Below are 12,707 nucleotides of genomic sequence, written 5' to 3'. Positions count from 1 at the left end.
CTACGGGAAATGATATCTTGCTTAGAAACCTTTCACTTCAGTAACAAGTTCTAAGCTTTACTCATATTGAAAAAAGATTTTTTAATTAATATTCCATAGGAATCAGTAATTAAAAAATAACTTTTTTCAAATTCGTAAAGCTAAGAACTTGTAAACTTTGTTCAAATGTTTCTTACGCAATATATCATTTCCCTTCGCTAGACAGTATTTTTTTACTGCGAAAGTTGAATTATTATTTAAATTATTAATATATAAGTTTAAAGTTTTCATTTGTAAGATTAAATTTATTTTTTAATCCTGAAGTTATATAAACTTCTTTTTTTTCATTAACGAAAATAGCTTCTATACCATCTAATGATTCAATGAGTTTCATTCCATCAGCTAAACCTAAAGAAAAAGCAGTTGTAGAAAGAGCATCACCATCTATTGATTTGTTAGAAATAATTGTAGTGCTCATTAATGAATTATTTACTGGATATCCAGTAAAAGGACTTAAAATATGATGATATCTTTTTCCATCCTTTTCTAAGAAACGTTCATATACTCCAGAAGTTACAATGGATTTATCTTTTACATGAAGTATTCCTATATATTCTCCTCTTGATTTAAAAGGATTCTGTACTCCTATATTCCAACTATCTCCATTTGGTTTAGAACCAAGAGTGAATATATTTCCACCTAGATTAATAATTGCTTTTTTTACATCTTGTGATTTAAGGTATTGGGCTATTTGATCTGCTACATATCCTTTTGCAATTCCACCTAAATCAATCATCATGCCATTATTTGATAATTTTACAGATTTACTTTTATCATCTATAACTATATTTTTATAATTTATTTTAACTTTATTTTGATTTATTTCTGCAGGGGTTGGTACTTTAGCATGGTCGGAACCTATTCCCCAAAGTTTTACTAAAGGTCCTATGCTTATGTCGAAATGTCCTTTTGATAAGTTAGAGTAGTATTGACCTTTTTTTATAACTGCAAAAGTTTCAGGAGAAACAGTTACGGACTCTTTACCTGCATTTTGATTAATTTTAGAAACTTCACTTGTATTAATGTTTATACTCATTTTGTTTTCAATATCTTTTAATATATTAAAAACATTATCAAATATTTTATCTGAGGTATTATTGTAAATTTTTATGTTTACATATGTACCCAAGAAAAATCCAGATTTATCTTTAGGAATGTTTGCTTTTGTACCTTTATGAAAATTAAAAATAGAAAATCTATATGATATAAACAAAAAAGCTATAAATAAAATTACAAGCGGAAGTATTATTCGCTTTTTTTTCAATTTCATATTTGCCTCCTGTCTTTTATACTGCAGTATTATTTTTTACAATACAGTTTAAAAATATTATGAGAAAAGTAAAAAGATATATGGGTAAGTGGTTAGGAAGGTTTAAATTGTTAAAATTTAGCCTATATTTAAACAATGTTTTAAATTATAACATTAATAAGTAATAAAGTTAATATAATGTACATATTGTTAATAAAATTAACAATATAAATTTAATTTTGTTATGAACAAAAATAACAAAATTAAATTTATGAACAAAAACGACAAAAACATAGAAATTTCGAGTTCATATGATAAAATCTTTGTGTGGGAAAAGCGACTTGTTAGGATTTTTTTTAAAGATGATTGTTAAAATATTGTCTATTTGGTTTTGAATGTAGGATTATAACGATAGGAGGAAAAAGAATGAGCAGCAAGAATATAGTGGTAATTGGCGGTGGCTATGCTGGAGTATTAACTGCCAAAAAACTTGCTAAGAAGTTTAAAAAGGAAAACAATATAGAAATTACACTTATTGATAAGAAGCCATATCATACTATGCTTACTGAACTTCACGAAGTTGCAGCAGGTAGGGTTCCTGAAGATTCTATAAGAATTGATTTAAAGAAAATATTTGCCAAAAGAAAGGTTAATGTTGTATTAGATGAGGTAACAAATATAGATTTTAATAATAAGACTATAAGTGCTAAAAATGACTCATATAAATATGATTATTTAGTTGTAGCTACTGGCTCACAGCCAACTTTCTTTGGAATACCTGGTGCAAAAGAGTATACTCATAAATTATGGTCATATGAAGATGCTGTTAATTTAAAAGAACACATTTTGCATATGTTTAGAAAAGCAGCAAAAGAACCTAATAAAGAAAAAAGACAAAAGATGTTAACTTTTGTTGTTGTAGGTGGAGGCTTCACAGGTATAGAAATGATTGGTGAATTAGGAGAATGGAAAAATAGACTATGTGAAGACTTTAGTATAAATAAAGAAGAAGTAAAGTTATATGTAGTAGATGCAATGCCTAAAATTTTACCAATTTTCCCTGATAAGTTAATTAAAAAGGCAGAAAAAAGACTTAAAAAATTAGATATTGAGATAATAACAGGTGCTGGTATTACAGAAGTTTTAAAAGATTCAGTTGTATTAGGAGATAAAGGAAAAGTAGAAGCTAATACAGTTATTTGGGCAGCAGGTGTAGAAGGTGCTGATGTTGTTGGCGAGATGAAGGTAGAACAAAAAGGTAGAAAGAGAATTATTACTAATGATAAATTACAATCACTTGATCATGAAAATGTTTATGTTGCAGGTGATAACATATTTTATATTCCAGAAGGACAAGAAAGACCAGTTCCTCAAATGGTTGAAAATGCTGAGCATTCAGCACCTTTAGTAGCACATAATATTTATACAGATATTAAGGGCGGAGAAAAGAAAACATATAAACCTGCTTTTCATGGAGCAATGGTATGTATAGGTGGACGTTATGGTGTAGCTCATATAGGAAAACCTGGTAAATTCTTTGGACTATCTGGGTTCTTTGCGATGTTTGTTAAGCACTTTATAAATTTAGTATATTTCTTCCAGGTTGCTGGATTTAATAAATGTTGGTCTTATATGTTACATGAAATTTTCCATGTTAAAGATAAAAGAAGTCTTGTTGGTGGACATTTTGCTAAATCATCACCAAATTTTTGGTTAGTTTTATTAAGAGTTTTTGTTGGTTATAAATGGTTGTCACAAGGACTTCATAAACTTCCAAAAATATTAGAAGATCCTACTAATATCTTCTTAATACCACCACCAGCAGATGCTACAAGTGCTGCATCAGCAGCTTCAAGTACGGCAGAAGCAGCAGCTACAGTTGTAGAAAGTTTACCTGTGCCAGACTTTATACAAAATATAGTAGATTGGTCTATGAATACTTTCTTCTACAATGGCGATGGTGGCTTTACAGGTTTAGCTCAAGTATTCCAAACTGGTATGGTAATAGGAGAAATAATAGTGGGTATACTATTGATAGTTGGATTATTTACAGCACTTGCATCAATTATGTCAATTGCTATGGGAATGATGGTTTGGTCTTCTGGTATGGCACCATATGAAATGTTATGGTACTTATTTGCTGGAGTTGCATTGATAGGCGGAACTGGAAGTGTGTTTGGACTTGATTATTATGTACTTCCGGTATTGAAAAAATATTGGAAGAAGATAGCAATTGTAAAGAAATATTATATATATACTGATTAAAAATATTTATATAACTTCATGGGTTTTGTCAAATGTCCTTTTAAAGAATTCTTTAAGAGGACATTTGATTATATTAGAAAAATAAGAAAATATTTAAAGAATAGATCTATATTAACAATAAATTAAAAATAATAAAGGTGATTTGATGAAAAAATTAGATATTATCGTAGTTGTAAGTATTTTATTAATAGCAGGAATTTTTTTAGGTTTTAATAAATACAAAAGTATTATTACTAAAAAAAATAGTAGTGTAATATATGCTGAAATATCTGTAAAAAATAAATTATATAAAAAAGTACCTGTTTCTGATAATCATAAAGAGGTTATTAAGATAGAAACGGATCTTGGAAAAAACATTATAAAAATTCACGATAATGGAGTAGAAATGATAGAAGCAGATTGTAATGATCATATATGTGAATATACAGGTTTTATAAAAGAAGTAGGAGAAATTATCGTTTGCCTTCCTCATCAAGTAGTTGTTGAGATAAAAGGTAATACGGAGGGGAAAGTAGATGAAGTATCGAATTAATCCAATTTGTAATATGTCAAAGACACAAAAGATGATTTTTATTGCTTTGCTTGTTGCTCAAGCAATAGTACTTAATGTAATTGAAAGAATGATTCCATTAAACTTTACTATACCGGGAGCTAAACTTGGTCTAGCTAATATAATTACGTTGACATGTATTTATCTTTTTTCTTTTAAGGAAACGTTAGCAATTATCATACTAAGGACAGTATTAGGTTCTTTACTTGCAGGCTCTTTATCAAGTTTTTTATATAGTATATCAGGTGCGTTATTGAGTTTTATTGTAATGTATTTTTTAATTTTAATAAGTAAAGAAAAAATAAGTACCATTGGAATAAGTGTATTTGGCGGAGTTTTTCACAATATAGGACAGCTAACAGTTGCTATGATTATCATAGAAAATGCAAATATATTTTATTATTTACCTATATTAATGATAACAGGAGTGGCAACTGGAGTAGCTGTGGGTATATGTACTAAATATTTATTAGTATATTTAAGAAGATTAAAATACTTTAACTAGATTAGAAAACAAAGGTGATGAAATGAGTAAATTTTGGAAAGATTATTCTGAACTTGGTGAAGAACTAATTTGTGTGAAAAATATTATTAAAAAAAATATTAAAGGATCTGATATATACTTTAAAGATTCTATAGAACCATTAGTAGAACAGGGCGGCAAAATGTTGAGACCTGCTTTTCTTTTGTTAGGAGGAAAATTTGGTGAATATGATGCTGAAAAATTACAAAATCTAGCTGGAGTAGTAGAAATGCTTCATTTAGCTACATTAATTCATGATGATATAATTGATGATTCAAAACTTAGAAGAGGTTGTGAAAGCATACAATCAAAGTATGGAAAAGACTTTGCAGTTTATGCTGGAGATTATCTATTTTCTCAAAGTTTTAATATGCTCTCAAAATATGAATATACAACGGAAAACATGAAAAATATATCTAAAGTTATAACTAAGATATGTATGGGAGAAATAAGACAACATTATTTTAGATATACTTCAAAAGTTGATTTTAAAAAATATATAAGAATAATCTCTGGAAAAACAGCAGCGTTATTTGCATTAAGTTTTATATTAGGAGCAAAAGAATCCAATTGTGAAGATGGATTAGTAAAAATTTTAGGTAGAATTGGATATAACATAGGTATGGCATTTCAAATCATTGATGATTTGTTAGATTATACAGGAAATGCAGACAAAGTAGGAAAAAGTGTTCAAAATGATTTAAAGCAAGGATATTACACATTACCCGTAATATTTGCAATGAAGGAAGATAAGAAAGGTGAATTGGCATATATACTAGATAATTCGTCATTTAATAAAGAAGATATAGAGAAAATAATAGAATTAGTTAAGAAATATAATGGCATAGAAAACTCTAAAAAGTTAGTACAAAGATATACAGTAAGAGCTTTTAAAAATGTTGAAAGATTACCTGAATGTGAAAGTAAGCAAATATTAAAGGAAGTTATAGAAAAATTAATTCATAGAAAATACTAATGAAATCTTTAAGGAGGACGATTAAGTGGCTTATAAAGATTTACAAGATTTTATAGATGTATTGAGAAAAAAGGAACTTTTACAAGAAATAGAAGTTGAAGTAGATAGTAATTTAGAAATAACAGAGATTGCAGATAGAGTTTCAAAAAAATTTGGTAAAGCTCTGTTATTTAAAAATGTAAAAAATTCATCGTACCCATTACTTATAAATTCACTTGGAACATATGAAAGAATGAATTTGGCATTGGAGGTTGAAAATTTAGATCAGATTGCCGAGGAAATACTAGATTTCATGGATATAGCTAATTATGCTACTTTAATGAATAAAATAAAATCTGTACCAAAACTTGCAAGGTTAGCTAGAGTTTTCCCTAAAAAAGTTAAAAAAGCTGTATGTCAAGAAGTTATAGAAGAACCTGATTTAGATAAACTTCCGATATTAAAATGTTGGCCTAAAGATGGCGGAAGATATATTACGTTACCGTTGGTTATAACAAAAGATCCTGAAACAAATCAACAAAATATGGGGATGTACAGATTACAAGTTTTTGATAAGAAAACAACAGGAATGCATTGGCATTTACACAAAGATGGAAGAGAAATATATGAAAAATATAAAGAGATGGGAAGAAAAATGCCTGTATCAGTAGCATTAGGATGTGATCCTTCAATAATATACTCAGCTACAGCTCCTCTTCCTAAAATGATAGATGAAATGATTTTTGCAGGATTTTTGAGAAAATCACCTGTAGAATTGGTTAAATGTGTAACCAATGATATATATGTACCAGCTAACGCTGAATTTATATTAGAAGGATATGTTGATTTAGATGAAATGAAACTGGAAGGTCCTTTTGGTGACCATACAGGTTATTATTCTCTTGCTGATATGTATCCAGTATTCCACATAGAAAAGATTACAAGAAGAAAAAATCCCGTATATCCAACAACTATTGTAGGAAAACCACCTATGGAAGATTGTTATTTAGGAAAAGCTACAGAAAGAATTTTTCTTCCATTATTAAAAATACAATGTCCTGAAATTGTGGATATGAATTTTCCATTAGAGGGTGTTTTTCATAATTGTGTTATAGTGTCAATAAAAAAAGCTTATCCAAAGCATGCACATAAAGTTATGAATGCACTTTGGGGAATGGGACAAATGATGTACACAAAAATGATAATAGTTGTGGATGAAAAAGTTAATCCTCATGATTTATCCACAGTTGCTTGGAAAGTATTCAACAACATAGATGCTAAAAGAGACTTAGTAATATCTGAAGGTCCTTTAGATGCATTGGATCATGCTTCAAATACAGCTTTTTATGGTCATAGATTAGGTATAGATGCCACAAAAAAATGGGAATCAGAAGGACATACTAGACCTTGGCCGGATGATATAGAAATGACAGAAGAAATTAAGAGATTAGTAGATACAAGGTGGAATGAATATGGTATTTAGTAAGTTTAAAACATATGGGGAATTGGTGATGTTTTCACATACCTTATTTTCTCTGCCATTTGCAATAATAGGTATGATATGGGCAGCTAAGGGACTACCTTCTTTTGAAACTGTATTTTGGATTTTGGTTGCACTTACAGGAGCTAGAAATGGAGCTAATGCATTAAATAGATGGGTTGATAAAGATATAGACAAAAAGAATCCAAGAACAGCTAATCGCCATATGCCAAAGGGTATAGTTAATAGCTTGGAAGTATGGGGAATAATTATCATATGTTTTGGGATTTTTATATTTGCAGCATATAAGTTAAATCCTTTATGTTTTAAATTAACTCCGGCAGCGTTATTTTTGTTTTTTATCTATTCATATACTAAGAGATTTACATGGGCTTGCCACATTGTGCTTGGAATTGCATGTGCTGGAGCACCAGTGGGAGCATGGCTTGCTGTTACAGGAAAGTTTGCGTTTGCTCCATTCATTTTAGGAGCAGTTGTAGCATTATGGGTTGCTGGATTTGATATAATTTATGGAACTCAAGATATAAAATTTGATAGAGAAAACAACTTATTTTCTATTCCAGCCGCATTTGGACTTGAGAATGCACTAATCATATCGTCAGTATTTCATTTTATTATGATAATTTTATTAATAGCTTTATATTTTATTATGGATTTAACTTGGATTTATCTAGTAGGCATATTTATTAGTGCTGTACTTCTAGGGGTGGAGCATTATATAGTATCACCATCAAATGAAAAAAAGATGAAAATAGCATCATATAATATAAATCAAGTTATAAGTCCTATAATTTTACTTTTTACTGTACTAGATACATTTATAGGTTAGATAAACATAGAAATGGAGTGTGATTTTTTGCCAAGATATATAGTTGGAATAACTGGAGCTAGTGGAAGCATCTATGCTATTCGTTTAGTAGAGGAATTGGTGAAAAGAAACTGTGAAATATATTTAATTGTAACGGAAAACGGAAAAAAAGTATTAGAATATGAAATGGAATATGAATTTAATAAATGGATTAACAAAATTGATTGTTTAAAAAAGCAAGTAAAAATTTGCGACATAAATGATATGTTTTCCCCTATAGCTAGTGGTTCTTTTAAAACTGATGGAATGGTTATAATACCTTGCTCTATGGCAGCTATAGGCAAATTAAGTGCAGGAATAGGAGATAATTTACTTATAAGAGCTGGGGATGTTATGTTAAAAGAAAAAAGAAAATTAATTTTAGTTCCAAGAGAAACCCCGCTTAGTCCTATTCATCTTAAAAATATGCTCACATTAAGTGAAAGTAATGTAACAATTCTGCCTCCTATGCCTGCATTTTATCAAAAACCTAAAACTATTGATGATATAGTTAATGGAACTATAGGTAGGATTTTAGAATATTTAGGAATTGAAAATGAACTATATTACAAATGGAGAGGAAAAAATGGATAGGCATGATTGTATGATAAAAATAGATAATTTAACTGTTAACTATAAAAATACAAAAGCTGTAGAAAATATAAATTTGAATATTAAAAAGGGAGAGATATGTACAATCATTGGTAAATCAGGGTCAGGTAAATCAACAATACTAAAAGTTTTAGCTGGAATAAATACAGAATATGAAGGAAAAGTATGTATTGATGGAAATGAACTTAATCCTAAAATTCAATGTGTTGGATTTGTACCACAAAATTATGGATTAATATATTGGAAAACTATAGAACAAAACATTTTATTATCATCAAAAATAAAACATGGCAAAAAAAACATTGATAAAGAACTTTATAGAGAACTTATAAAGGAATTAAATTTAGAAAGACATTTAAAGTTGTATCCTAAAAATTTAAGTGGTGGAGAGAAACAAAGAGCAGCTATTGCTAGAGCTTTTTTATTAAAACCTAGTTTATTACTTATGGATGAACCTTTTTCAGCTTTGGATGTACTTACACGAGAGGAAGCTCAAAAGATATTTTTACGAGTATGGAAAGAACATAAAGTTACATCTATGTTGGTTACTCATGATATAAAAGAGGCAATATATTTGGGTCAAAAAATTATAATAATGTCTTCATCACCGGGAAAAATTGAAAAAATTATTGAAAATAAATTATTTGGTAAATCTTACTCTGGATTTAATGAAAGCTTAGAAAAAATGATTTTAGAAATTAAAGAAACGTTAAAAGGAGAAGAAAATTATGAAGTTAGGTGAATATAAAAAGATTAACTTTTTATATGCATTCATATTAATTTTTGTACTATGGCAAATTATTGCGGTTATTATAAATAAACCAATATTACCAACACCATTCAATATACTTAAATATACTTTTGAAAATTTTTCAAGTGAAATGGTTATGCATGTACTTTATAGTTTGAGAAGAATTCTACTAGGTATAACATTTACAGTAATTATAGCAGTACCCCTTGGAATTATCATGGGATATTATAAAAAAGCAGATTTGATTTTATCACCAATAATGTATTTTAATTACCCAATACCAAAGATAGCTCTTCTTCCTGTAGTAATGCTATTATTTGGTTTGGAAGAATGGACCAAAATTATAATGATTTTTTTAATAACTTTTTTTCCTATAGTTGTTAACATTCGGGACAAAGTTAAAAACATACCTGAAGAAGTTTATTATCCTATGTATTCTTTAGGAGCTAGTAATTTTCAAATCATAAAAGAAATTGTCTTTCCAGGAATTTATTCTACTATTCTTACATCAATACGAATTGGTATAGGAACAGCCATATCAATATTGTTTTTTACAGAAAATTTTGGAACAGAGTATGGAATGGGATATTTTATTATGGATTCTTGGATGAGAATAAATTACATTCAGATGTATTCTTCAATTGTAGTGTTAAGTTTTATTGGGCTAACACTTTTCATAATGATAGATCTTTTAGAAAAATTAATATGTCCTTGGAAAAATAGAGCATAAATACTTATAAAAAATTGTTAGAGGAGGGGTAAGAGGTGAAAATAGTCAAGATATCACTTATAACTATCTTTATTATAGGAGCATTTATGTTATCTAATAGAAAAATAATTATGTATAAAGAAGGTATATATGAGGGAATTGGACAAGGACACCATGGAGATATAAAAGTATCTGTAGATATCGATAAGTACAAAATTAAAGAAATTAAAATTATAGAACAACAGGAAACTCCAGAATTATGTGATATAGTTTATGATAAAATTCCCAAGATGGTTGTAAAAGCAAATAGTGTAAAGGTAGATGTTGTAGCAGGAGCATCATATACTAGCCAAGGGCTTATAGATGCTATTGAAGATGCAGTGGGAAAAGCTAAGATAAAACAAGATAAGGAGTGAAATATTTGAAGTTAAAATATAAGATGACTCTATTTATTGCTGTAATAGTAACTTTTGTTATGGTGAGTGTAGGTGTTTTAACTTTTAAACAAGTTCAAAATACAGTTGAAACTCAGATGGGAAACAATGCAATGGATTTAGCTCAAACTGTAGCATCTATGGAAGAAATAAAGAAGGCATTAGCAACATCTAAAGATTATAAGGCTGTTCAAAATATAGTAGAAGGTTTCAGAAAAAACACAAGATTTCAATATATTATAGTTATGGATATGAAGGGAATAAAATACTCTTACCCGTATGAAAATGCATTGGGTAAGGTATATAGAAGTGGTGGAGAAGAAAAAGTTTTAAAATATGGACAATCATATGTGTCTGCGGATAGAAATGTTCTAATTTCAGCAATAAGAGCTTTTGTACCTATTTATTATGAAGGCAAACAAGTTGGAGCGGTATTAGTGGGACTTTTAAATGATACAGTAAACAAAGAAATTGCTCCTCATTTGTTTAATTTTAAATTGATTTTTGCATTAGGTCTTATATTTGGAGTTATTGGAGCAGTAATTTTGTCATATAACATAAGAAAAACTATATTTGGATTAGAGCCTAAAGAGATAGCTTTATTATTAGGACAAAGAGAACTTGTATTAGAAAATTTAAAAAATGGAATATTAGCAATTAATAAAAATGGGGAAATAATATTTTTTAATAAAGTTGCTAAATTAATATTTGGATTTGAAGATAAAGACAAAGGGAAAAATATATCACAGTTTAGTTTTAATTATGGAGAACAAGTTATGGAAGTTTTAAATACTAAACAGTGTGTTTATAATCAGGAAATAAAAATAGCACCTAATAAAATTTTATCTTGTGGACATACATTATTAAAGGATCATAAGGATGATATCATTGGGGTAGTGTCTAGTTTTCAAGATTTAACTGAAGCTAAACAAATGGCAGAAGAATTGATAGGTATAAAAAAAATGACAAATGAGTTAAGAGCTCAAAATCATGAATTTATGAATAAACTTCATACAATATCAGGATTAATTCAATTAGAGAAGTATGAGAAGGCTGTAGAATATATCGAAGATATATCTAATGAGAAAAAAGAGATTACAGAAATACTAAATCGCAATATAAAAAATGCTCATGTAGCGGGAATTTTATTAGCTAAATATTATAAAGCAGAAGAAATAAAAATATGTTTAGAAATTGATCCTAAATCAAATTTAAGAAGCATACCAGAAAGTATAACATATGGGGAGTTATGTTCAATTGTGGGAAATTTAATTGAAAATGCAATAGAAGAATTGATAAAACAAGAAAATGGGAAAATAAGAGTAAGGTTAAATTCAGATGAAAAAGAACTAAGGATTTGGATTGAAGATAATGGACCAGGTATTAATGAAAAAATAAGAGAAAACATATTTGATAGAGGAGTTACAACTAAAGAAGGAAAAAGGGGATTTGGTCTGTGGATAATTAAGCAAATAATAGATAGAGCTGATGGTAAAATAAAACTTATTCAACATGAAGGTACAATATGGGACATAAGTATACCAATGCATAGGGGTGAGAATTTTGATTAGAGTGCTCATAGTAGAAGATGATCCTATGGTTAAGGAAATAAACGAAGGTTTCTTGAGTAAGGTTGAAGGATATACTTTGTACAATAGTGTAAGCAATATTGAAAGTGCTAAAAAGCAAATATTAGAAGGAAAACCTGACTTGATTTTATTAGATGTATTTTTACCTAATGGAAGGGGTCTTGATCTTTTAAAATGGATAAGAAGAAGTAATTTGAAGTGTGATGTAATATTAATAACTGCAGATAAAAATATGGAAACAGTTCAGGAAGCATTTCGATATGGTGCAGTTGATTATATTATAAAACCTTTTACTTTTAAAAGATTTAAGGAAGCATTAATGAAGTATAAGCATAGAAGAAATGGTTTGGGAGATAGAGAGAATGTTGATCAAGAAATAATAGACAAAATTATTTTTAAAGATATAAACACAAAGGCTAATTTAAATAATAATAAATTCATAAAAGATAGGAAAGGCGTTAGTGAACATACTTATGAGAAAATTACTAACTGTATGAGTAATTTGAATGGAGAAACAATTACAGCTCAAGAGGTTGCTAAATTAGTAGGTGTTTCAAGAATTACAGCTAGAAGATATTTGGATTTATTAGAAAAACAAGGACAAGTAATCTTGGAAATGAAGTACGGAAAAGTTGGAAGACCTTCCAATGAATATAAATTAAAGTAATAAAAACAAAAAAAAG

At 28.5% G+C, this 12,707-nt stretch carries 13 protein-coding genes; 12 read left to right on the top strand and 1 reads right to left on the bottom strand.

Annotation, left to right across the window (positions count from 1 at the left end):
* Positions 1-244 precede the first annotated feature (244 nt).
* Positions 245-1,309, bottom strand: coding sequence for an FAD:protein FMN transferase (locus ACFIJ5_RS16100; RefSeq protein ID WP_379808829.1), 1,065 nt, complete (start codon positions 1,307-1,309; stop codon positions 245-247).
* Positions 1,310-1,714: 405 nt separating this feature from the next.
* Here ACFIJ5_RS16100 and ACFIJ5_RS16095 point away from each other — a divergent pair, with 405 nt between their 5' ends.
* The 12 genes from ACFIJ5_RS16095 (at position 1,715) to ACFIJ5_RS16040 (ending at position 12,691) form a co-directional block, all read left to right on the top strand.
* Entirely contained in the window at positions 1,715-3,553 is a 1,839-nt protein-coding gene (locus tag ACFIJ5_RS16095) for an FAD-dependent oxidoreductase (protein ID WP_379808827.1), read from the top strand.
* 145 nt (positions 3,554-3,698) lie between these two features.
* Entirely contained in the window at positions 3,699-4,085 is a 387-nt protein-coding gene (locus tag ACFIJ5_RS16090) for a NusG domain II-containing protein (RefSeq protein ID WP_379808825.1), read from the top strand.
* Positions 4,069-4,608 carry a Gx transporter family protein gene (locus ACFIJ5_RS16085; protein WP_379808823.1) on the top strand — a complete coding sequence of 180 codons (540 nt, stop codon included), beginning with the start codon at positions 4,069-4,071 and terminating at the stop codon, positions 4,606-4,608. Before ACFIJ5_RS16090 ends, ACFIJ5_RS16085 begins: the two co-directional genes overlap by 17 nt.
* A 22-nt stretch (positions 4,609-4,630) precedes the next feature.
* Positions 4,631-5,602, top strand: coding sequence for a polyprenyl synthetase family protein (locus tag ACFIJ5_RS16080; protein WP_379808821.1), 972 nt, complete (start codon positions 4,631-4,633; stop codon positions 5,600-5,602).
* Positions 5,603-5,627: 25 nt separating this feature from the next.
* Positions 5,628-7,064, top strand: a complete 1,437-nt coding sequence (locus ACFIJ5_RS16075) for a menaquinone biosynthesis decarboxylase (protein WP_379808819.1) — start codon at positions 5,628-5,630, stop codon at positions 7,062-7,064.
* On the top strand, positions 7,054-7,911 hold the full coding sequence (locus ACFIJ5_RS16070; protein WP_379808817.1) for a UbiA-like polyprenyltransferase: 858 nt from the start codon (positions 7,054-7,056) through the stop codon (positions 7,909-7,911). Before ACFIJ5_RS16075 ends, ACFIJ5_RS16070 begins: the two co-directional genes overlap by 11 nt.
* A 27-nt stretch (positions 7,912-7,938) precedes the next feature.
* Positions 7,939-8,523, top strand: coding sequence for a UbiX family flavin prenyltransferase (locus ACFIJ5_RS16065; RefSeq protein WP_379808815.1), 585 nt, complete (start codon positions 7,939-7,941; stop codon positions 8,521-8,523).
* Complete coding sequence (locus ACFIJ5_RS16060; RefSeq protein ID WP_379808813.1) at positions 8,516-9,283, top strand: ABC transporter ATP-binding protein; 768 nt, start codon at positions 8,516-8,518, stop codon at positions 9,281-9,283. The genes ACFIJ5_RS16065 and ACFIJ5_RS16060 overlap by 8 nt, the downstream gene beginning before the upstream one ends.
* The gene (locus ACFIJ5_RS16055; protein ID WP_379808811.1) at positions 9,270-10,022 is read left to right on the top strand and encodes an ABC transporter permease; all 753 of its coding nucleotides are present in this window, start codon (positions 9,270-9,272) and stop codon (positions 10,020-10,022) included. The genes ACFIJ5_RS16060 and ACFIJ5_RS16055 overlap by 14 nt, the downstream gene beginning before the upstream one ends.
* 35 nt (positions 10,023-10,057) lie before the next feature.
* Positions 10,058-10,417 (top strand): FMN-binding protein, encoded by a 360-nt coding sequence (locus ACFIJ5_RS16050; RefSeq protein ID WP_379808809.1) that lies wholly within the window; start codon positions 10,058-10,060, stop codon positions 10,415-10,417.
* A gap of 5 nt (positions 10,418-10,422) precedes the next feature.
* On the top strand, positions 10,423-12,006 hold the full coding sequence (locus ACFIJ5_RS16045) for an ATP-binding protein (protein ID WP_379808807.1): 1,584 nt from the start codon (positions 10,423-10,425) through the stop codon (positions 12,004-12,006).
* Between the two features lies 1 nt (position 12,007).
* Positions 12,008-12,691 (top strand): response regulator, encoded by a 684-nt coding sequence (locus ACFIJ5_RS16040; protein WP_379809630.1) that lies wholly within the window; start codon positions 12,008-12,010, stop codon positions 12,689-12,691.
* Positions 12,692-12,707 lie beyond the last annotated feature (16 nt).

This window comes from Haloimpatiens myeolchijeotgali (assembly GCF_042688525.2).
Classification (GTDB): Bacteria; Bacillota; Clostridia; order Clostridiales; family Clostridiaceae; genus Haloimpatiens.
Note: the sequence above shows the minus strand (reverse complement) of the source record. Positions and strands in the feature narration are given on the sequence as shown.